The organism is Sanguibacter sp. Leaf3 (assembly GCF_001425965.1).
In the GTDB taxonomy this organism is placed as follows: domain Bacteria; phylum Actinomycetota; class Actinomycetes; order Actinomycetales; family Cellulomonadaceae; genus Sanguibacter; species Sanguibacter inulinus.
Map to the genome: position 1 here is coordinate 259,682 of NZ_LMRH01000001.1, position 21,953 is coordinate 281,634.

Here is a 21,953-nt window from a genome sequence, read left to right on the forward strand (position 1 = left end):
GCCGACCGAGCAGCTCACGTCTTCGCGTGCCCGCCGACCGAGCAGCGCGCGTTCTCGCGTGCTCGCGTGCTCAGCCGAGCGGGACGACGGTCCCGGTGAGGTGGAGCCTCGTCCGGCGGGCGTCCCAGCCGACGACGTCGTATCCCGGAGAGCTCGACGCCCGGTGGTGCGGGGTTGCTGCCGAGGGAGATGACGTCGACCGGTGTGGTCGTGGTGACACCGCGACGTCGACAGTCCCGGGCAGCAGGACCGGGGACGCGAACTCGACGGTCCAGTCGAAGGCCTCGCCGCGGGACGGGCCGACCTGGGCGAGGGCGCGGCTGGCCGTGTACATGCCGTGGGCGATCGCGCGCGGGAAGCCGAAGGCCTTGGCTGTGAGCGCGGAGAGGTGGATGGGGTTGTGGTCGCCCGAGACTGCCGCGTAGCGGCGGCCTGTCGCGGCGTCCAGGTGCCAGCGGGCCGTCGGGGTCGGCGGCGTGAAGGACTGGTGGGCGGAGCCGTCCTCGAGTCTCGAGTCAGCCCCCGCGCCCGTGACCGCGCCCTTGGCGAGGTACGTCGACACACCCCGCCACACGACCTCGGTGCTGTCACCGGCTCCGTAGCGCGCCGACACCTCGGTGACGAGGTCGACCTGGGTGCCCTTGCGGTGCGGGCGGAGGTTCTCGGCGTGGGCGTGGACGAGCAGGCGCTCGTCGGACGAGATCGTACGGTGGACGGTGACGGCGTTGGACAGGTGCACCATCCCGGCGAGCCGCAGCGGGAAGTCGTCACGCACCATGAGCGCCGTCGCGACGGGGAAGGCGAGCACGTGCACGAAGCCCGCAGGGAGCGTCCCGTCGACGGGTTCACCGAGGAGGCGCTGGTAGGCGACGAGCTGCGCCTCGTCTGCGACGACGTCGGCCACCCTGTACGTGACGTCGGGCAGAGTCGCGTGCGTAAGGTCTGGCGAGCGCCGTGGGCGCAGGGCCCGCGCGTACAGGCCACCGAGGCTCGGGACCGTCGCGAGGGTGGTCGTGGTGCGGGGGCTCTCGGCCGAGCTCGACGGACCAGCAGCGCCCGGCAGTCCGCTCGCCTTCGACGGGGCAGTCTCGTCGCGGTCGTCGCTCATGCGCCGACCATGCTCTGGCCGCAGACCCGGAGCACCGTGCCGTTGATCCCGCCGGCGGCTGGGCTCGCGAGGAAGGCCACGGCCTCGGCGACGTCGATCGGCAGGCCGCCCTGCTGCACGGAGCTGAGTCGCCGTGCGACCTCGCGGGTCGCGAAGGGCATCCGTGCGGTCATCTCGGTCTCGATGAACCCCGGCGCGACGGCGTTCGCCGTGCCGTCGACCTTCGCCATGAGCTTCCCCGTCGGACGCACCATGCCGATCACCCCGGCCTTGGACGCCGCGTAGTTCGTCTGCCCCCGGTTCCCCGCGATGCCGCTCGTCGACGCGAGCGAGATGATCCGCGGTGCGTCCACGAAGGCGGGAGAGCGCATGAGGGTGTCGTTGATGTGCAGCTGCGCGGCGATGTTCACCGCGAGGACCGCGTCCCACTTCTCAGGGGTCATGTTGGCCAGCAGCTTGTCGCGCGTGATCCCCGCGTTGTGCACCACGATGTCGATGCTCCCGTGCCGCGAGACGGCGTGCTCGATGATCTTCTCACCCGCGTCCGGCGCGGTGATGTCGAGCTGGAGCGCCGTGCCCTTGATCCGGTTGGCGACCCCCACGAGGGCCTCACCGGCGGCAGGGACATCGACCACCACGACCCGTGCGCCGTCACGGGCGAGGGTCTCGGCGATCGCTGCACCGATGCCTCGCGCGGCACCCGTGACCACGGCGACACGGCCGTCGAGCGGACGGTCCCAGTCGGAGGAGGAACCAGCCGTCGAGCCGACGGTGAGGGACTGCCCGTCGACGTACGCCGAACGGGCGGACATCAAGAACCGCAGGGCCGCGCCGACCGACGGTGCGCTGAGGTCGACGTCGTCGGTCAGCACGATGCCGTTGGCTGTCGAGCCGCCGCGGAGCTCCTTCGCGACAGAGCGGAGCAGCCCGTCGACGCCCTGGCGGGCTGCGGCCACCGCCGGCGCGTCGTCGTCGGTCGCTGCCCGGGAGATCGTCACGACACGTCCGCCGGGAGCGAGGGAGCGCAGGGTCGAGGCGAGGTCGAGCGCCGGGCCCGACAGGTCGTCAGGGTGCTCGACCTCGGTCAGCACGAGGACCACAGCGCCCCAGCTGACGTGCTCGGTGCCCAGGACAGCGCGGTGCACCTCGAGGTCGGGTGCTGCGAAGCCCGTCGACAGCAGCAGCTGCGCGACGATGTCGGAGTCTTCACCGGTCCCTGTGGTCGACCCGAGCACCAGGACGGGGCCGGCGGTCAGCGTCGCGCCCTCGGTGTACCTGCGCAGGACCGAGGGGCGAGGAAGACCGAGGGTCTTGGCGACCTTGCCGCCGATGCCGCCGTTGACGAGGGAGATGTAGCCGTCGCTCACTGGTCTGCTCCGTCCGTCGTGCTTGTGGTGCTGTCACCCGGGACCGACTCGAGCAGTGCTGCGACACCCAGGCCCCCCGCTGCGCACACCGAGATGAGCGCGCGGGACACCTGCCCTGTCTCGGCAGCGCGTGCTGCGAGCAGCTTGGCGGCCGTCGCGACGATGCGTCCGCCTGTCGCGGCGAAGGGGTGGCCTGCGGCGAGCGACGAGCCCGCGACGTTGAGCCGGGTGCGGTCGACGGAGCCGAGCGCACCGTCGAGGCCGAGCTCGGTCCGGCAGTACTCCTCGTCCTCCCACGCGGCGAGGGTGGTGAGCACGGTCGAGGCGAAGGCCTCGTGGATCTCGACGAGGTCGATGTCGCCGAGGGTCAGCCCGTTGCGGGCGAGCAAGCGGGGGACAGCGTGCGCTGGGGCCATGAGCAGGCCGTCGTGGCCGTGCACGAAGTCGACCGCGGCGGTCTCGGCGTCGACCACCCGGGCGAGGATCGGCAGGTCGTGCTCGTCGGCCCAGTCGCGCGAGGCCACGAGGACCACGGAGGCGCCGTCGGTCAGGGGTGTCGAGTTGCCCGCGGTCATGGTGGCAGGTGTCGACAGCGAGGTGCCGAAGGCGGGCTTGAGGGAGCCGAGCTTCTCGGCCGACGTGTCGGGTCGCAGGTTCTGGTCGCGGGTCAGCCCGCGGAACGGGGTGACGAGGTCGTCGAAGAACCCGCCGTCGTAGGCTGCGGCGAGGTTGTGGTGGCTCGCGAGGGCCACCTCGTCCTGCGCCTCGCGGGTGATGCCCCAGCGGGCTGTCGTCAGCGCCTGGTGCTCGCCCATCGACAGGCCTGTGCGTGGCTCGTCGGTGCGCGGGGGAGCGGGTGCGAGGTCGGAGGGACGGACGGCGGCGAAGGCCTTGAGGCGGGCGCCGAGGGTCTTGGCGTGGGAGGCCTTGAGCAGCGCGTGGCGGAGGCCCTCGCTCACGGCGATCGGTGCGTCGGAGATCGTGTCCGTGCCACCCGCGATCGCTGAGTCGATCTGACCGAGGCGGATCTTGTTGCTCACGGACACGACGGCCTCGAGGCCCGTCGCGCAGGCCTGCTGGAGGTCGTAGGCCGGGGTCGTGGGCGCGAGGGCCGAACCCAGGACGCACTCCCGGGTGAGGTTGAAGTCCTTCGGGTGCTTGAGCACAGAGCCTGCGACGACCTCCCCGATCCGTTCGCCCTGGAGGCCGAAGCGGGCGACCAGGCCGTCGATCGCGGCGGTCAGCATGTCCTTGTTCCCGACGTCCGCGTACGCCCCGCCCGCTCGTGCGAAGGGGATGCGGTTCCCCCCGACGATCACGGCGTCCGTGAGCGCGCGACGCGCCTCGGCCTGGGCTGTCGGGCTCTCGCCCTGTCCTGCTGCGGTCCTTCGGGGCACGTCAGTCTCCTCGCGTCGTCGCTCGGGTCTCGCTCTGGTGCGGCTGGTCTCCGGCGCCTCGGAGGAGCACCTCGGAGGGCGAAGACTTACCGACACCCACGGTACCTGGTACCGGCTCGGTCGACCCGGCGAGAGCGCGGCCTGTGGACGGACGCCCTACGCTGACCAGCGGGGACGACCTGGGGTGCGCGCCGGGCTGGGCTGGGAGGGTGCATCTGTGGGTGACCACATCCGCGTCCGGCATCGCGAGTCCGCCTGCTGGGTCCACAGCCCACAGCCCACAGCCCACAGCGCGTCGTCCCCCGGGCCCGCTGTCCGGTCCTGCCGCCCCACCACCCGAGAAGGAGCGCCACATGCCACGCACGCCCGTGCTGGAGATCGCCGTGCAGGATGTCGCCGGCGTCAGGGTCGCCGCCGAGGTCGGCGCTGCCCGCGTCGAGCTGTGCGTCGCGCTCGGCGCGACAGGCGGGCTCACCCCGAGCGTCGGCCTGGTCGAGGCCGTGGTCGACGCGGCCCGATCGGCTACGCATGCCGACGGCCGCGACCTCCCTCTCGAGGTCCACACCCTCGTCCGCGCCCGCGCGGGCGGCTTCGTCTACGACGCCGACGAGCTCGGTGTCCACCTGCGCGACGTCCGTGCGCTGGTCGCCGCAGGCGCCTCGGGGGTCGTCGTCGGTGCGCTCACCCCCGAGGGAGAGGTCGACGCCGAGCAGGTCGCGCGGCTCGTCGAGGCGGCGAGCGGCGCAGAGGTGACCTTCCACCGGGCGATCGACACCCTCGTCGACCCGCTCGCGGCCGTCGAGACGCTCTGCGGGCTGGGTGTCACGAGGGTCTTGACCTCGGGCGGGGCCGAGCGCAGCGTCGACGGCGCCGAGCAGCTCCAGCAGATGGTCGAGGTCGCGGCGGGCCGCCTGCAGGTGATGGCGGGCGGAGGTGTGCGCCCTGTCGACGTCGCGACGCTGGTGGCTGTCGGTGTCGACGCCGTGCACCTCTCGGCCAAGGGCATCGTGGCGGCGGACGGCGGTGTCGGGGGCGGTGCAGGTGCGGGCGTCGAGGTGACGGACCCGGTGGTGGCCCGTGCCGCGGCCGACGCGCTCCGCGTCGCGACAGCCTGAGCCTGACGCCTGGTCAGGGGCCTCGGCGGACTCCGACCGGGCGGGTGAAGGTCCTAGACCAGGAGTGTGGCGTGGGTCTCGATTGCGTAACAGTCGGTGAGAGGGTTAGTGTTTTCAGAGTCTGTTCGTTAGGTTCCCTTACTAAAGCCTCGCAGCAGTTGAGGGGCGAGCGGCGTCGCGGCGTCGCACACGACCGAAGGGATTAACGATGATCCGAACTGAGGGCCTCAGGAGACTGCTCCCGGCAGTCGCGCTGGCCTCGAGTGTCGCCCTGATCGCCTCGGGGTGCAGCAGCGACTCGGACGGCGGCTCCGGCGGGAGCAGCGGCGAGGAGTCTGTCCTCAACGTCTGGGCCGGGTCGCAGACCCCGCTCGTGGCGAACTTCAACCCGTACTCCACGGGCATCCAGAACGGGACGCTCGGACCGATCTACGAGCCCCTCTTCTACTTCAACCGTGCTGCCGCGGGCGACCCGGTCCCGATGCTCGGCATGAGCTACGAGTTCAACGAGGACGGCACCGAGATCACCGTGAAGACCCGCGAGGGTGTCACGTGGAACGACGGCACCCCCTTCACGGCGAAGGACGTCGCCTTCACCTGGAACTACGAGCCGGCCAAGCCGCTCGGCCTGATCTCGGCCGAGGCGACCGACGACACGACGGTCGTCGCGAAGTTCGAGACCGCGCAGTACACCACCGTCGCCGGACTGTTCATGGCCGCTGTCGTCCCTGAGCACATCTGGAAGGACAAGACCGTCGAAGAGGCGGGCTCCTGGGCCAACGAAGAGGCTGTCGGCACCGGCCCCTACATGGTCGACTCGACCTCGTCGCAGGCCTTCACCCTGAAGAAGAACCCTGAGTACTGGCAGGAGGGGAAGCCGACTGTCGAGAAGCTCCGCTACCTCGGCATCAACGACAACAACTCGGCGCAGAGCCTGCTCACCACCGGCAAGATCGACTGGACCGCGATGTTCATCGCGGACACCGAGCCCGTCACCGCCGACGGTCGCATCTCCATGGTCAACACCCCGCAGGACCCCACGGTCATCTACACCTGCTCGAACGCCGAGCTCGGGTGCACGGGCCCGCAGACGGACGTCGCCGTCCGCCAGGCGATCAACCTCGTGCTCGACCGCACGGAGATCAACTCGAAGGCGTTCTCGGAGAAGGCCGGCATCATCTCGCCGACCTTCGCCCTCATGCCCCGTGACGAGAAGTGGCTCGCCGAGGGGATGCCCGAGGAGAGCCCGCAGACGGCCGACGCCGCTGCCGCTGAGAAGGTCCTCACCGACGCCGGCTACGCCAAGGGCGGCGACGGCATCTACGCCAAGGACGGCGAGCGCGTCGCGATGACCCTCGTGTCGATCGACGGCTGGACCGACTACAACAACGCCGCCAAGCTCATCGCCGAGCAGGCTGCTGCCGCAGGTATCGAGATCACGGCGTCGACGGCCTCGCAGGCCGAGGTCGACGAGCAGAAGACCTCGGGCAGCTTCCAGCTCATGGTGCACGGCATGAACGGCACCAACGTCGCGGACCCGTACCAGATCTACCTGGACTGGTTCACGACCGACAAGACCCAGCCCGTGGGGACCACGGTCCCGCAGGGTGACTGGAACTTCTCGAGGTTCAGCAACCCCGACGTCGACGCGGCTGTCGTGGCCGCTGCGGCCACGGACGACGACGCCACCCGCCTGGAGCAGTACACGATCATCCAGGACGCGATCGTCACCGACCTGCCGTACATCCCGCTGGTCATCAACTCGACCATGACCTTCCAGAACGTGAAGGACTTCACGGGCTGGCCGACGGACGAGGACCTCTACGCCTTCCCGCCGTCGTGGGGAGCGATGGCCTCGGGTCTCGTCGTCACGAACCTGACGCCGACAGACTGACCTGAACGACCGAGGAGGAGCTCCGACAGCATGGGAAGTGTTGAGCAATGAAATTCTACGTCCGGCGGTTCGCGTTCTACCTAGCAACGCTGTGGTTCGCCGTCACACTCAACTTCGTCCTTCCCAGGCTCTTGCCGGGGGACCCCGCGACCATCCTGCTGCAGAAGCTTGCACGGCAGGGCGGCGAGGTCACCCCGGCGATGATCCGGAGCGTGGAGCTCCTCCTCGGCACCTCGGACGGTGCGTCGCTGTGGTCCCAGTACTGGAGCTACCTCGGCAGCATCCTCCGCGGAGACCTCGGTGTCTCCATCTCGAACTACCCGGAGCAGGTCACCACGCTCATCGGCCAGGCGCTGCCCTGGACGCTGGCACTGGTCGGTCTCGCGACGCTCATCTCCTTCCTCATCGGGATCTTCGTCGGCGCCTACGTCGGCTGGAAGCGCGGGACGTGGGCCGACCACATCATCCCGGCGACGACCTTCATGCAGTCCGTGCCGTACTTCTGGCTCGCGCTGCTGCTCATCTACATCTTCTCGGTCACCCTCGGCTGGTTCCCGATCATCGGCGGCTGGGACACCTGGACCTTCGACAACCCTGAGGTGAGCTTCGCCTTCCTCAAGGACGCGATCTGGCACGGCACGCTCCCGGCGCTGACGATCATCCTCAGCTCGGTCGGCGGCTGGCTGCTCGGCATGCGCAACATGACGGTGTCGACGCTGTCGGAGGACTACATCACCACCGCGGAGGCCAAGGGGCTGCGCCCGTCGCGCATCTTCATGACCTACGCCGTCCGCAACGCCTCCCTCCCCTCGATCGCCGGGTTCACGATCTCCCTCGGGTTCGTGGTCGCCGGGTCGATCGTCATGGAGCAGGTGTTCACCTACCCAGGGCTCGGGCGGCTCATGATCCAGGCTGTCCAGGGCAACGACTACGCGCTCATGCAGGGCGTGTTCCTCGTGATCACGCTCACCGTGCTCGCGGCGAACTTCATCATGGACATGTTCTACGGACTCATCGACCCGAGGGCGCGCAACAATGGCTGACGACATCCGCGAGCAGCAGCTCGCAGCACAGGCGAGCGGTGGCGGGATCGCGCCCGCCCAGATCATCGAAGAGACCCCGACGGCGGTGACCGCTGGGCGGGTCGAGAAGGTAGGGGCCTGGCGGCGGTTCGGGCAGCTGCTCCGGCGGTCCCCAAAGCTCGCTATCGGTCTCGCGATGGTGATTGCCATCGTGCTCTTCACCGTGATCGTCCCGTTCTTCACGGAGTCACCGACGGCACTCGACAACGCCTCGCTCCTGAGGCCAGGTGAGGGCGGTCATCTGCTCGGGACCACGCAGCTCGGAGCCGACGTCCTGGCCCAGCTCGCGCACGGAGGCCGGAGCTCGTTGCTGATCGGCCTCGGAGCGGGTTTCATCACCGTCGTCCTGTCCGTCTTCTTCGGTGTCGTGGGTGGTTACCTCGGTGGCTGGACGGACGAGGTCCTGTTCTTCATCAGCAGCATCATGCTCGTGATCCCCGGGCTTCCGCTCCTCATCGTCGTCTCGTCGTACATCCCTGGACGCAGCATCTGGCTCTTCGCGGTGCTGCTCGGAGTGACGTCTTGGGCCGGTTCTGCCATCGTGCTGAGGAGCCAGGCGCGCTCCCTTCGCAACCGGGACTATGTCGCTGCAGCCCGGGTGGCTGGCGAGAACCCCTGGCGGATCATCTTCGTCGAGATCATCCCGAACCTCTTGCCGCTCGCAGCCGCGCAGTTCCTCTTCGCCGTGGTCGCCGCGATCCTCGGTGAGGCAGGCCTGTCCTTCCTCGGTCTCGGCCCGACCGGTGGCGTCACCTGGGGCACCATGCTCAACGACGCCCAGCAGGGCGCCGCGCTCACCCGCGGTGCGTGGTGGTGGTTCATCCCGCCGGGCATCCTCATCGCCCTGCTCGGTGGTGCGCTGTCCCTCGTCAACTTCAGCATCGACGAGATCATCAACCCCAAGCTGCGCACGGGCTCCGCCCAGGCCAAGAGCGTCCGCGAGGCACGCCGCAAGCACAAGGAGTCGCGCCGTGCGGCCAAGTCCGCCCGCGCCGAGCAGAAGAAGGTGACCTCGTGAACCCGCCCGTCGCTGCCCAGGGCAGCCACCGTGCCGACGGCGAGGTCCGTGCCGCCGACCCCGTCCTCACCGCACGCAACGTCTCGATCGACTACGAGGTCGAGCCCGCGGTCCACGCAGTCCGCGACGTCTCGCTCACGCTCCACCGCGGCGAGATCCTCGGTCTCGCGGGGGAGAGCGGCTGCGGCAAGACGACGCTCGCCTACGGCATCAACCAGCTGCTGCGTCCCCCCGCGGCCCTCAAGGCCGGGACCGTCACCTTCCACGACCACGACGGCACGGACATCGACCTCGGTGGGCTGCACGGCGAGTCGTTGCGCGCCTTCCGCTGGGACAAGATCTCGATGGTGTTCCAGGGCGCGATGAACTCGCTCAACCCGGTGATCTCCATCCGGGCCCAGCTCTTCGACGTCTTCACCACGCACCGCCCGGGCATGAGCAAGAAGGAGAAGGAGGAGCGCTCGCAAGAGCTGCTCCGCAAGGTCGGGGTCGACCCGAACCGTCTCGACAGCTTTGCCCACCAGCTCTCGGGCGGCATGCGCCAGCGCGTGATGATCGCGATGGCCCTCGCCCTCAACCCGCAGGTCATGATCATGGACGAGCCCACGACGGCCCTCGACGTGGTCGTCCAGCGCGGGATCCTGCGCGAGATCATGCGGCTGCGTGAAGAGTTCAACTTCGCGGTCATCTTCATCACCCACGACCTGCCGCTGCTCCTCGAGATCAGCGACCGGATCGCGGTGATGCTCCAGGGCGAGATCGTCGAGCTCGACACCGCCGAGAACATCTACGAGAACGCCCAGCACCCGTACACGCAGCGCCTGCTCAGCTCCTTCCCGAGCCTGACCGGCGAGCGCGGCTCGTTCATCCGCACCGGAGAGGGGGCGTGACCATGGCATCGCTCGAGGTAAAGCACCTGGTCAAGGACTTCCGTCTGCAGGGCGGACGCGGCAAGCGCTTCCGCGCCGTCGACGACGTCTCGTTCACGCTCGAGCCTGGCAAGACCATCGCCCTCGTGGGCGAGAGCGGCTCGGGCAAGTCGACCATCGCCCGCATGATCGCCAAGCTCGAGACCCCCTCGAGCGGGGAGATCCTGCTCGACGGGAAGGTCAGCGCGACCCGTGGGCGGGGGCTGGCCAGCTACAGGCACGACGTGCAGATGGTGTTCCAGGACCCCTTCGCGTCGCTCAACCCCTTCCACACGATCCAGCACCACCTCGAGCGGCCGCTGCGCCTGCACGGGAGGGTCAAGGGGCAAGCCGAGGCCGACGCCGAGGTCGAGAGGCTGCTCGAGCGCGTGAGCCTCACGCCGGCGTCGGGCTATGCACGCCGCAGCCCGCACGAGCTGTCGGGCGGTCAGCGTCAGCGCGTGGCCATCGCACGGGCGCTCGCACCCGGGGCGCGGTTCCTCGTGGCCGACGAGCCCGTCTCGATGCTCGACGTGTCGATCCGCCTCTCGGTCCTCAACCTGCTGGCCCGCCTGCAGCGCGAGGACAACCTCGGGGTCCTGTACATCACGCACGACCTCGCGACGGCGCGGCACTTCTCGGACGAGATCATCGTGCTGTTCAAGGGCAAGATCGTCGAGCGAGGCCCGGCCGACGACGTGATCATGAACCCCCAGCACGAGTACACGAAGCTGCTGCTCTCGGCGGCGCCGAACCCCGAGAACCACGGCCGGCTGCGCGCGGAGGTGCTCGCGGAGATGTCGCTCGGGCCGCAGGACGCCGGGCGGGACCGCTTCGGCACGCGCGGGATGTGAGCCGGCCTCGGCGTCCCGCCTGCTGACGCAGCGCGAGGCCCGGGGCACGAGAGACCTCTGACCGCAGGTCCGCACACCTCGGTCAGGTCGCGCCGGACAGACCGGCGGGGCGACGACGGCGCGACGGGACACCCGTCGCGCCGTCGTCGTGCCCGGGGTGGGGTGCGCTGGGTTCTCGGGGCTCGGGGCTACGGGTTCAGAGCTCTGGGTCGAGAGCCCTGGGTGCGACGGGTGCGAGGACCGCGTGCTGCGTGCACAGCCCGCCGTCCCACTGTCCGCGACCGGAGGTACCTGATACCGTCGGTCTCGTGAGCCACGCCACCGAAGAAGCCGCGACAGCTGACGCCACCGAGCCCGCCACGAGCACCGGTGCCGCTGGTGCAGGGGAGCGCGTGGACCGCGCCGTGGCCGCCGTCCACGGGGCGCCCGACGGACGGTCGACCCGCTGGGACGACCACCGCGCCGCGCGCCGCGTCGAGCTGGTCCACGCCGCCCGACGTGCCGTCCACAAGGTCGGCCCCGAGGTGTCGATGGACGAGATCGCGACGCGCGCCGGCACGTCGAAGTCGATCGTCTACAGGTACTTCGTCGACAAGCCGGGTCTGCAGCAGGCCGTCGGAGAAGCCGTGGTGGCGCAGATGCGCGAGGCGCTCACCTCCGCTGCCCGGACGGCCTCGACGCCGCGTGACGCCCTGCGGTCCATGGTCGCCGTCTACCTCGAGATGATCGAGCACTCACCGAACGTCTACTACTTCGTGACCCGGACAGCCCCCGGGCTGCCCTTCCTGGACTCGGTCATCGAGATCGTCGCGCTGCCCTTCGCCCAGGAGATGGACGCAGACCCCGTCGACGCCGCCGCCTGGGGTGCCGGGGCCGTGGGCTTCATCCGGGGGACGGGCGAGTGGTGGATGTCGGCCCGCGACGCCCCCGACGCCCTGAGCCGCGACGAGGTGACCGACAGGGTGACTGCCTGGCTCTGGGGAGGCCCTGTCGGGGTCCTCGCCCGCGGACGCCGCGCGCCCTGACGGCCCGGGCGGGACGTCCGCCCCGTCCGTCGTCACGGGCCCCGGCACCGTCGCCGGGCCGCCGACGACCCCATGAGCCCTCAGCCCTTCAACCCCTCCGACCCTCGCCCCCCGACCTCCGACTCTCTAGCCGCTGCGACCCCCTGTCCCCTGCGACCCTCCAGCCCTCCGACCCCCGCACCCAGCAGTCAGCTATCCCAGACACCCCAGACACCGTCGTCTGCACCAAGGAGTCCCGCCATGACCACCGTCTCGGACCGCCAGAGAACCCGACCCGCCGCCCGTCCCTCCACCCGCGCAGACGGAGACCAGCCGACTGTCGACGTCCCCGGGCTCCAGACCCTCATGCTCGGCCGCTGGGCCGCGCTGCGTCGGCGGTCTCGCGAGATCGGCGCAGACCCGCGCTTCGCCAAGGTCGAGGGCGCGAGCATGGCCGACGCGCGTGAGCGGGTCATCGGCCAGCTCAAGCTGCTCGTCGAGGAGGCCGAGGTGCTGCGGGCCTTCCCCGAGCGGCTCGGCGGCTCCGACGACGCAGGTGGCAACATCGCGGGCTTCGAAGAGCTGCTCGTCGCCGACCCGTCGCTCCAGATCAAGGCCGGCGTCCAGTGGGGGCTCTTCGGTGCGGCGATCTTGCACCTGGGGACCCCCGAGCAGCACGACAGGCTGCTCCCGGGTGCGATGAGCATCGACGTCCCCGGGGCCTTCGCGATGACCGAGACCGGACACGGCTCGGACGTCGCGAGCATCGCGACGACAGCCACCTACGACGAGGCCACCGAAGAGTTCGTCCTCCACACGCCCTTCCGGGCGGCGTGGAAGGACTACCTCGGCAACGCAGCCCAGCACGGCACAGCGGCCGTGGTCTTCGCCCAGCTCGTCACCCACGGCGTCAACCACGGCGTCCACGCCTTCTACACGACCATCCGGGAGACCCTCCCCGACGGCAGCACCGGGGCGTTCGTCGACGGGGTCGGGGGAGAGGACGACGGGCTCAAGGGCGGGCTCAACGGGATCGACAACGGTCGCCTGCACTTCGACCACGTCCGTGTCCCGCGCGAGAACCTGCTCGCCCGCTACGGTCAGGTCGCCCCCGACGGCACGTACACCTCGCCGATCGAGAGTCCCGGACGTCGGTTCTTCACCATGCTCGGGTCCCTCGTCCAGGGACGCGTGTCCCTCGACGGCGCCGCGGGGGTGGCCAGCAAGATCGCCCTCGCCACGGCTGTGCGCTACGGCAACGAGCGCCGCCAGTTCTCGTCCGCGACGGGGTCCGACGAGACCGTGCTGCTCGACTACGGCGAGCACCAGCGTCGGCTGCTGCCCCTGGTCGCCCAGGCCTATGCCGGGCACTTCGCGCACGACCGTCTGCTCGACCTCTTCCACGCCGTGTTCTCGGGTGAGACCGACACACCCGAGGCCCGCGAAGACCTCGAGACCATGGCCGCGGCCCTCAAGCCGATCTCGACCTGGCGGGCCCTCGAGACGCTCCAGACCGCGCGTGAGGCCTGCGGCGGGCAAGGGTTCCTCACCGAGAACCGGCTCGTCTCGCTGCGCGCCGACCTCGACGTCTACGTCACCTTCGAGGGAGACAACACCGTCCTGCTCCAGCTCGTGGGCAAGCGGCTCCTGGCCGACTACGCCGCCGGGTTCAAGGGCATCGACGGCGTGGGCATGGCCAGGTTCGTCGTCGAGCGGGCGGCCGACAGCGTGCTGTACCGCACGCCGCTGAGCCGCGTGGCGCAGGCGATCCAGGACCGCGGCGAGGTGCGCCGCTCGGCCGGTCACCTCCGTGAGGAGCAGGCGCAGCGCGAGCTGCTCACCGACCGCGTCGACACGATGGTCGCCGACCTCGCCGCAGCCCTGCGGCCCAGCGCGAAGCTGCCCCGGGAGGAGGCTGCGGCGCTGTTCAACGCGCACCAGCACGAGCTCATCGAGGCGGCCCGGGCCCACGCCGACCTGGTGCAGTGGGAAGCCTTCAGCAAGGCCCTCGGGGACGTCGACGACCCCGGCACGCAGCTGGTCCTCACCTGGGTCCGTGACCTCTTCGGCCTCTCGGTGATCGAGAAGAACCTCGCCTGGTACCTCATCCACGGGCGCCTCTCGGGGCAGCGCGCACGGACGGTCTCGTCGTACATCGACCGTCTCGTCGCGCGGCTGCGGCCCTACGCGCAGGACCTCGTGGACGGCTTCGGCTACGGGCCGGAGCACATCCGCGCGACCATCGCCTCAGGCGTCGAGAAGCAGCGCCAGGACGAGGCGCGCGAGGCCCGGCGGGTGGCGCGGGCGAGCGGCGAGGAACCGGTGTCGGAGAAGTCGCTGGCCAAGAAGACCCTGTAGCCGCGGAGGGCTCGAGAGCCGTCGCGCACCCGGCCGCAGGGGGGCCGGGCGCACGACGCCGGAGCCTCCGCGCTCGACGATGTGGACGAGCGGCGGGTCGTGGGAGAAGGTGTGCACGTGCACAGACTCCCCGCCCCGCTGCTGTTCCTGCTCTCGGGGGTCTGCCAGTACCTCGGGGCTGGGATCGCTGTCGGGCTCTTCGACACAGCGTCGGCGGTCTCGGTCGGATGGGCGCGCATCGCCGTCGCGGCCCTCGTGCTCGTCGTGTGGGGGCGTCCGTGGCGGACCCGCTGGACCCGGCAGACGCTGCTGGCCTGCGTGCTCTTCGGCGTGGTCCTGGCGACCATGAACCTCACCTTCTACGCGGCGCTCGAGCACCTGCCGCTCGGCAACGCCGTCGCGATGGAGTTCCTCGGCCCTGTCGCGGTCGCCGCGCTCACCGGGAAGGGGGTCCGCGAGCGCGTGGCCATCGCGCTCGCGCTCTGCGGTGTCGTGCTGCTCGCCGGGGTGACCGTCGACGCCGGGGGAGAGGGCGCTGTCGTCGGTCTCGTGCTGATCTTCGCGGCCGCGGCAGCCTGGGGCGGGTACATCCTGCTGGGGCGCCGGGTCTCGGCCCAGGGGACAGGGCTGGCCCCGCTCGCCCTCGCGATGGTGGCCGGGGCGCTCGTCTTCGCGCCCTTCGCGGGGCCCGGCGCGCTGCCGCTGCTCGGCGGGTGGCAGAGCGCGCTGGCCCTCGTCGGCGTCGCGGTCGCCTCCTCGGTCATCCCCTATGCGATCGACCAGGTGGTGCTCCGCAGGCTGCGCCCCGCGCAGTTCGCGATCCTGCTCGCGATCCTCCCGGTCTCGGCGCTGCTCGTCGGCGTCGTGATGCTCGGGCAGGTGCCGCACGGGCTCGAGATCGTCGGCCTGGTGCTCGTGTGCGTCGCGATCGCCCTCACGAGCCGGCCCGCTCGACCGGCGCCGGAGGCGGCGCAGGGCTGAGGCCTCGGCGGGCCGGGTGCGGGTCGGGGGTGTCGGGGACGACGCGTCCTCGGGTGCTGGCCGCGCGCCCGGGTGAGCGTGCCCCGGCGTACGCCCGGTGGACTGCTGGCACGCGCCTCAGGTCGGGTTGCAGCGTGCGAGCGCGTACTCGACGAGGCTCACGGCTGGGCGCCACGGCTCGAGGTTCCAGGTGGCCTTCTCCCGCGCGCCGAGCAGGTGGCACTGCAGCTGTTCCTCCATGCCGGGGGTGTCAGCCGTCGGGTCTGCGGCCAGCAGGTCGGCCCACGCGAAGACGCTCCCGGTCGCCCCGGAGACCCGGCCCCAGTCTGTCGGGGTGACCGCGAGCGACCGCCCGCCCTCGCGCTCGCCCCACGAGGTCGACGCGACGACGGAGGCGCCCAGGTGCGTGGTCACGACGAGCGGGAAGTCTGCGGGGTCGACGTCACCGAGGTCGAGGACGAGGCGTGGTCCGTCGTCGTCGGCCGACCAGCGGACCGGTGGGTGGGACCCGTCGGGGGCGGTGCTCTCGGGGGACGACACACCGAGCACGAGCCGGTCGTCGGCGCTCGTGACAGCCGCCGAGCGGTCCGCCTCGCTGCGGGCGGCGCCGCCCGCAGCGGCAGGGACGTCGAGGGAGACGGAGGTCTGCGGGTCGGGGAGCGTGAGGGTCAGGACGGCGCCGGTGTCTGCGTCCGGGACTGAGGAGACCGTCGCAGGCTCACCGGTCTCCGGGCCCGGGCCCGCGGTCTCGTCGTCGAGGACGACGACGCCCGAGGACACGTCTGCGTGCACGACGAGGGATGGACTGGCGGGCGACGAGTCGCTCGACGGGCTGGTCGTCGGGTCCTCGGTCGGCGCGGGCGGGGGCCCCGCGGTGTCGGACCCGGTGGTCGGTTCGCCTGTCGACTCTGCGCTCGGCGACGACGTCGTGGAGGGGGAGTGCTGGTCCGGCGAGCCGCCGCAGCCCGCGAGCAGCGCCAGGACGAGGAGTGCGCTCGCGGCCGTGCCTGGCGCAGCGGCGGACCCGGCTCGTCGGGCCGCGCGGGGTGCTCGGGTCGCGTGGGTCGGGGAGCCGGGGTGGGTCGTACCGGCCGGGCCGGTCAGCGCTCCGCGGGTCGGTCGGGTCACGCGGGTCTCCTCCTCGGCGGTGCTCGGACGGCGGGGTGCTCGGGCTGGGTACGTGCCCAGACCGGGCGTGCGCCCGGAGAGCTGCGGGCCCGGGTGCTTGAGCACCATGCGGGTCCCGGTCGCGCCCCACGACTCTAGCGACGCGACCAGGAGGACCTGTGGAGAGGATGGCCGGGTCGGAGGTCAGTGCCGGGTCGCAGGCCGGTGCCGGGTCGCAAACCAGTGATGTGCGCCACCTCTGGAAGCATCCGCAGTAGTTGACGGTTGGCACCTGCGGGTCGTCGCACGCGCCCGAGCGCCTCTCCGGCGCCCACTCAGCGACGACGTCATCTCTCCCCGACGAACGGACCACCCATGACTGACCTCTTCACCCCCGTGACCTTCGGTGCGCTGACGCTCGCCAACCGCGTCGTCATGGCGCCTCTCACCCGCATGCGCTCGGGCTCCGAGGGCATCCCGGGCGACATCGTCGTCGACTACTACGCGCAGCGCGCGAGCGTCGGCCTCATCGTCAGCGAGGGCACGTACCCGACGCACGCCGGTCAGGGCTTCGTCGGTCAGCCCGGCCTCGTCACCGACGCCCAGCTCGCCGGGTGGCGCCGCGTCACCGACGCCGTGCACGAGCGTGGCGGCCAGATCGTCGCGCAGGTCATGCACGCGGGTCGCGTCACCCACCCCGCGATCAACGGCGACCGCCAGGTCGAGGGCCCCAGCGCGATCGCCATCGACGGCGAGACCCACACCCCCGCAGGCAAGGTCGCGTACCCCGTGCCGCACGCCCTCACGGTCGACGAGATCCACGGCATCACCGAGGCCTTCGTGACCGCGAGCCGCAACGCTGTGGAGGTCGGTGGCTTCGACGGTGTCGAGCTGCACTCCGCCAACGGGTACCTGCTCCACGAGTTCCTCTCGCCGGCGTCCAACCAGCGCGAGGACGAGTACGGCGGCTCGGTCGAGAACCGCGTGCGCTTCGTGGTCGAGACCGTCCGTGCCGTGGCCGAGGCGATCGGCGCCGACCGCGTGGGCATCCGCATCTCGCCCGAGCACAACATCCAGGGTGCGCTCGAGACCGACGCGGCCGACGTCCGGGCCGTCTACGGCAGCCTCGTCGACGCCCTCGCGCCGCTGGGCCTGGCGTACCTGAGCATCCTGCACAAGGAGCCGACGGGCGCCCTCGTCCGCGACCTGCGCACGCGCTTCGGCGGGTCGACCATCGCCAACTCCGGCTTCGGTCTCATCACCAGCCGCGACGAGGCGACCGAGATCGTCGTCGCCGGGCACTCCGACGCCGTCGCCGTCGGCCGCCCCGTGATCGCCAACCCGGACCTCGTCCGTCGCTGGCAGGAGGGCCGCGAGCTCAACGAGCTCGACCAGGCCACCGTCTACGCCTCCGGCCCCGAGGGCTACACCGACTACCCCGCCCTGACGGACTGACGGAGTCACACCTCCCCGCCGAGGTGGTCCCTCTCACGCCGAGGTCGCACGCCTGACGCCGAGGTCGTACAGACACGCCGAATCTTGCCCGCGCAGGCCTGACTCTGGCGTGTCCGTACGACCTCGACGTCTCGGCGCGTACTCGGGACGAGGTCGTTCAGCGGACGGGCTGGGGGAGTCGTCCTCACGCAGAGGTCGTACGCCTGACGCCGAGGTCGTACAGACACGCCGAATCTTGCCCGCGCAGGCCTGATTCTGGCGTGTCCGTACGACCTCGGCGCTGTCTGTGCGACCTGGGGCGGGTTCTGCAGGTGGCAGGCAGCGAGCAGGGGGCCGGGTGCTGGCCGCCAGGACTCAGCTCTTGCCGAAGCCTGCTCGGCGCAGGGCCTCGGCCATCGCACTCTCCGGGGCGGCCTGCCGTCCGTCGCGGCGGCGGTCGCCTCCTTGTGCGGGTCGGTCCTGGGGTGTGGCCCCCTTGCCGTCGCGACCCTTCGCCGACCTGTCGGACGCCGCGCCGCCCTGCTCCGGACGGCGGGTCGCTGCGGCGTTCCGGGAGCCTCTGCTCCTCGGCGCACCCACACCGCCGCCCGTGCCGCCGACTGCCCCGGCGCGCGCAGCCGGGTCCGCCTCAGCCCCGCCGGCACCCGGGACCGGGTCGTCGAGGCGGAGCGTCAGCCCGATCCTGCCGCGGCGGACGTCGACGGTCAGCACCTTGACCCTGACCACGTCACCCGGCTTGACGACCTCGCGGGGGTCCGAGACGAACCTGTCCGACAGGGCCGAGACGTGCACGAGACCGTCCTGGTGGACGCCGACGTCGACGAAGGCACCGAAGGCTGCACAGTTGGTGACGACCCCTTCAAGCACCATGCCGGGGACGAGGTCGGCGACCTTCTCGACCCCCTCGGCGAAGCGCGCCGCCGCGAAGGTCGGGCGAGGGTCTCGACCGGGCTTCTCCAGCTCGGCGAGGACGTCGAGGACCGTCGGCAGACCGTGCTTCTCGTCCACGAAGTCGACGGGCTGCAACCCGCGCAGCACCTCGGTGCTCCCGATCAGATCACCGAGACCGCACCCTGCCTTCTTCGCCATCGCGCGCGCCACGGGGTACGACTCGGGGTGCACGGCCGAGGCGTCGAGGGGCTCGTCGCCGCCCCGCACCCGCAAGAACCCTGCCGACTGCTCGAAGGCCTTCGGGCCCAGGCGTGGCACGTCCTTGAGCGCCCGGCGCGAGGGGAAGGCGCCGTGGGCGTCGCGGTGCGCGACGATCGACTCCGCGAGCGAGGTCCCCAGGCCCGACACCCGCGCCAGCAGGGGCACAGATGCTGTGTTCACGTCGACCCCGACACCGTTCACGGCGTCTTCGACGACGGCGTCGAGCGACCGTGACAGGTCGCCCTGCGGGAGGTCGTGCTGGTACTGCCCGACACCGATCGACCTCGCGTCGATCTTGACGAGCTCGGCGAGAGGGTCCTGCAACCGTCGCGCGATCGACACCGCGCCGCGCAGCGAGACGTCCATGCCGGGCAGCTCGGCGCTCGCGTAGGCGGACGCGGAGTACACCGAGGCACCGGCCTCGGACACCACGACCTTCGTCAGGCCGGGGTGCTTGCCGACCAGCTCGCCCGCCAGCCTGTCGGTCTCGCGCGAGGCCGTGCCGTTGCCGATCGCGACCAGCTCGACCCCGTGCGCGGTCACCAGCGCAGACAGCGTCGCGAGGGACTGGTCCCAGCGGCCCGAACCCTGGTGCGGATGGATCACCGCGGTGTCGACGGCCTTGCCCGTCGCGTCGACCACGGCGACCTTCACACCGGTGCGGAAGCCCGGGTCGAGCCCGAGCGTCGGGCGCGGCCCGGCAGGGGCGGCGAGCAGCAGGTCACGGAGGTTCGCCGCGAACACGCCGATCGCGTCGGCCTCGGCGCGCTCGCGCAGCCGCAGGCGCAGGTCGACGTCCACGCGGATCCCGACCCGCCCGCGCCAGGCGAGCCGCACGGTCTGCGCCAGCCACGCGTCGCCCGGGCGCCCAGCCGCCGAGATGCCGAAGCGCGAGGCGATGGTCCGCTCGTAGACGGACTGCTCACCCGCCGGGCGCGCCCCGTCCGGCTGCGGGTCGGGGTCGACCTCGAGGGTCAGCACGCCCTCCTTCTCGCCGCGGAACATGGCCAGGATGCGGTGCGAGGGCGCCCTGGTGAGGCGCTCGCGGTGGTCGAAGTAGTCCGAGAACTTCTCGCCCGCGGTCTCCTGACCGGCGACCACGCGGGCAGCGAGGTCACCGGTCTTCCAGGCGCGCTCGCGCAGCTCGCCGACGAGGTCGGCGTCCTCGGCGAAGCGCTCCACGAGGATGGAGCGCGCCCCGTCGAGCGCCGCCTGACGGTCCGCGACGCCACGGTCTGCGTCGACGAAGGCCCCGGCCTCGGACTCCGGGTCGCGCCCGGGCTCGGCCAGCAGGAGGTCGGCGAGCGGCTCGAGACCGGCCTCGCGGGCGATCTGCGCGCGCGTGCGCCGGCGCGGCTTGAAGGGGAGGTAGATGTCTTCCAGCCGGGACTTGGTCTCGGCGGCCATGATCGACGCCCGGAGCGTGTCGTCGAGCTTCCCCTGCTCCTCGATCGAGGCGAGGACCGCAGCGCGGCGGGTGTCGAGCTCGCGCAGGTAGCGCAGCCGCTCGTCGAGGGTACGCAGCTGGGCGTCGTCGAGGCCTCCAGTCGCCTCTTTGCGGTAGCGGGCGACGAAGGGCACTGTCGCACCCCCGTCGAGCAGGGCGACCGCGGCGGAGACCTGGTGCTCGCCGACGGCGAGCTCGTCGGCGATGCGGCGCGAGACCGTGGGCAGGGTGGAGATCGGCATGAGGGAATTCTGCCTTGCTGCCCGGTTGCTCGCGGACCCGGTCACGCCCCCGGCGTGGTCCGGGCGACGAAGCGGGAGTCGTCGTTGACGTAGGCGTAGTAGAGCCCGATGAGCAGACCGCCGCCGAGGAGGTTGCCGAGCAGCGCGATCCCGAGGTTGCCGGCCGCCAGCCCCACGTCGATGCCGTCCTGCAGGCCGACCACGAAGAACAGGACCGTGTTGGCGACGGAGTGCTCGAGGCCGAGGAAGGCGAAGACGAAGACGCTGATCACCATGACGAGGCACCGGGTGAGGTCGTCCTTGATGATCCCGTTGTAGACCAGCAGCATCGCGATGTTGATCATGAAGTTGCACAGGACCGCGCGGATCAGCAGGTCGGTCCAGCCGGTGACCCCCTCGGTGAGGTACCCGAGCTTGTGGTCGACAGCGTCGGTCATGAGCTCGCCGGTCGCCCCGGAGGTCAACGACGAGAACCTGAACAGGACCGCCACGAGCAGGCCGCCGACGATGTTGCCGACGTAGCACAGGCCGAGGATCCGCAGGGCCTTCCCGACGGTCGTGCGCCGGTGGTAGAGCCCGATCGACACGATCATCATGTTCGAGGTGAGCAGCTCGGACTTGCTGTAGTAGATGAACACCAGCGCCCACCCGAAGAACAGCGCACCGACGATCTTGCCGATGAGGTAGAGACCGTCACCGGCCTCCTCGAAGGCCGCGATCACGGCGAAGTTCACGCCGTACATGAGACCGATGATCACCCCGGCCATGGCCGCGCGCATGAGGTACTGGCGCACGAGGGCGCTGCTCATCGCGGTCTTGGTCTCCAGTGCCTCGAGGACCGTGGAGATGAAGTGCTTTCCCGGGAACAGGGAGGCGTTGTCCAGCATGGACACAGAGTCTCATGCCGGGGACGGCTGTAGGGGGTCGGAGGTGCTGAGCCGCCTGCCCTCAGGCGAGTGCCGCGTAGTAGTCGCTCATCGACGGGTGGTAGTCCTCGAAGGAGACTGCGTGGACGTCCCGGCCCTCGATCACCGCGGCCAGGCGGTCGAGGTAGTACTCCCAGCCCGGCCCGATGTCCGCCATGGCGCCGTCGGCCAGCAGCTGGGCGAGGGTGAGGGTCGTCATGCCCGAGGTCGCGTCGTGGTCGACCGTGAGGCTCAGGTGCCAGCTGTCGTCACCGACCGCGGTGTCGAGGACGACGCTCCGCGGCGGGTCGCAGCTGACGACTGTGCACTCGGCGCCCTCGACGTCGTCGCCCTCCGCGGTCATGAAGAGCTCGACCTGGCCGCTGCGTGGGTCGCCCTCCCAGCGGCCGACCCACTGCTCGAGGCGCTCAGAGACCGTCACGAGCTCCCAGACCGTGCCGGGGTCGACCTGCCAGCGTCGGGTGAGCCGGACCTCGCGGCCGCGCGGGCCGTCGGCCGTGGTCCCGGTGGGGTGTGGTGCGCTCATGCGAGCTCCTCG

Annotated in this window: 17 protein-coding genes; 10 read left to right on the forward strand and 7 right to left on the reverse strand. The window is 71.1% G+C overall.

Annotated elements, in window-relative coordinates:
• Positions 1-70: 70 nt before the first annotated feature.
• From ASG53_RS01195 to ASG53_RS01205, 3 genes are read right to left on the reverse strand one after another with little or no spacing between them, the layout of a single operon-like run.
• On the reverse strand, positions 71-1,108 hold the full coding sequence (locus ASG53_RS01195) for a MaoC/PaaZ C-terminal domain-containing protein (protein WP_082543697.1): 1,038 nt from the start codon (positions 1,106-1,108) through the stop codon (positions 71-73).
• Positions 1,105-2,475: a 3-oxoacyl-ACP reductase gene (locus tag ASG53_RS01200; RefSeq protein ID WP_056127372.1), complete on the reverse strand. Its 1,371-nt coding sequence runs from the start codon at positions 2,473-2,475 to the stop codon at positions 1,105-1,107. The genes ASG53_RS01195 and ASG53_RS01200 overlap by 4 nt, the downstream gene beginning before the upstream one ends.
• Positions 2,472-3,872, reverse strand: a complete 1,401-nt coding sequence (locus ASG53_RS01205) for an acetyl-CoA C-acetyltransferase (protein WP_056127375.1) — start codon at positions 3,870-3,872, stop codon at positions 2,472-2,474. Before ASG53_RS01205 ends, ASG53_RS01200 begins: the two co-directional genes overlap by 4 nt.
• 353 nt (positions 3,873-4,225) lie before the next feature.
• Here ASG53_RS01205 and ASG53_RS01210 point away from each other — a divergent pair, with 353 nt between their 5' ends.
• The 9 genes from ASG53_RS01210 to ASG53_RS01250 all read left to right on the forward strand — a co-directional run bounded on the left by ASG53_RS01210 (position 4,226) and on the right by ASG53_RS01250 (position 15,086).
• A complete protein-coding gene (locus ASG53_RS01210; protein ID WP_056127379.1) occupies positions 4,226-4,987 on the forward strand; it encodes a copper homeostasis protein CutC in 762 nt (253 codons plus the stop codon).
• A 208-nt stretch (positions 4,988-5,195) separates the two neighbouring features.
• Complete coding sequence (locus tag ASG53_RS01215; RefSeq protein ID WP_056127382.1) at positions 5,196-6,881, forward strand: ABC transporter substrate-binding protein; 1,686 nt, start codon at positions 5,196-5,198, stop codon at positions 6,879-6,881.
• 47 nt (positions 6,882-6,928) lie between these two features.
• Positions 6,929-7,924: an ABC transporter permease gene (locus ASG53_RS01220; protein ID WP_056127394.1), complete on the forward strand. Its 996-nt coding sequence runs from the start codon at positions 6,929-6,931 to the stop codon at positions 7,922-7,924.
• On the forward strand, positions 7,917-8,981 hold the full coding sequence (locus tag ASG53_RS01225) for an ABC transporter permease (RefSeq protein WP_056127397.1): 1,065 nt from the start codon (positions 7,917-7,919) through the stop codon (positions 8,979-8,981). Before ASG53_RS01220 ends, ASG53_RS01225 begins: the two co-directional genes overlap by 8 nt.
• Positions 8,978-9,871 (forward strand): ABC transporter ATP-binding protein, encoded by an 894-nt coding sequence (locus ASG53_RS01230; protein ID WP_056127400.1) that lies wholly within the window; start codon positions 8,978-8,980, stop codon positions 9,869-9,871. The genes ASG53_RS01225 and ASG53_RS01230 overlap by 4 nt, the downstream gene beginning before the upstream one ends.
• 2 nt (positions 9,872-9,873) lie before the next feature.
• Complete coding sequence (locus ASG53_RS01235; protein ID WP_056127402.1) at positions 9,874-10,743, forward strand: ABC transporter ATP-binding protein; 870 nt, start codon at positions 9,874-9,876, stop codon at positions 10,741-10,743.
• A 308-nt stretch (positions 10,744-11,051) separates the two neighbouring features.
• Positions 11,052-11,768: a TetR/AcrR family transcriptional regulator gene (locus ASG53_RS01240; RefSeq protein ID WP_308507569.1), complete on the forward strand. Its 717-nt coding sequence runs from the start codon at positions 11,052-11,054 to the stop codon at positions 11,766-11,768.
• A 240-nt stretch (positions 11,769-12,008) separates the two neighbouring features.
• Positions 12,009-14,105 (forward strand): acyl-CoA dehydrogenase family protein, encoded by a 2,097-nt coding sequence (locus ASG53_RS01245; protein WP_056127406.1) that lies wholly within the window; start codon positions 12,009-12,011, stop codon positions 14,103-14,105.
• 117 nt (positions 14,106-14,222) lie between these two features.
• A complete protein-coding gene (locus tag ASG53_RS01250) occupies positions 14,223-15,086 on the forward strand; it encodes an EamA family transporter (protein WP_327286098.1) in 864 nt (287 codons plus the stop codon).
• A gap of 117 nt (positions 15,087-15,203) precedes the next feature.
• Here ASG53_RS01250 and ASG53_RS01255 read toward each other — a convergent pair whose 3' ends face one another.
• Positions 15,204-16,214 (reverse strand): DUF2599 domain-containing protein, encoded by a 1,011-nt coding sequence (locus tag ASG53_RS01255; RefSeq protein WP_162246120.1) that lies wholly within the window; start codon positions 16,212-16,214, stop codon positions 15,204-15,206.
• A gap of 354 nt (positions 16,215-16,568) precedes the next feature.
• Between ASG53_RS01255 and ASG53_RS01260 the strand changes: the two genes are divergently transcribed.
• A complete protein-coding gene (locus ASG53_RS01260) occupies positions 16,569-17,648 on the forward strand; it encodes an alkene reductase (RefSeq protein ID WP_056127411.1) in 1,080 nt (359 codons plus the stop codon).
• A gap of 354 nt (positions 17,649-18,002) precedes the next feature.
• On the opposite strand, the gene ASG53_RS01265 is transcribed toward ASG53_RS01260, so the two are convergent.
• The 3 genes from ASG53_RS01265 to ASG53_RS01275 form a co-directional block, all read right to left on the reverse strand.
• Positions 18,003-20,489: a Tex family protein gene (locus ASG53_RS01265; protein ID WP_056127414.1), complete on the reverse strand. Its 2,487-nt coding sequence runs from the start codon at positions 20,487-20,489 to the stop codon at positions 18,003-18,005.
• A gap of 41 nt (positions 20,490-20,530) precedes the next feature.
• Positions 20,531-21,376 carry a formate/nitrite transporter family protein gene (locus ASG53_RS01270; protein WP_056127417.1) on the reverse strand — a complete coding sequence of 282 codons (846 nt, stop codon included), beginning with the start codon at positions 21,374-21,376 and terminating at the stop codon, positions 20,531-20,533.
• A gap of 61 nt (positions 21,377-21,437) precedes the next feature.
• Positions 21,438-21,941 (reverse strand): SRPBCC domain-containing protein, encoded by a 504-nt coding sequence (locus ASG53_RS01275; protein WP_056127421.1) that lies wholly within the window; start codon positions 21,939-21,941, stop codon positions 21,438-21,440.
• Positions 21,942-21,953 lie beyond the last annotated feature (12 nt).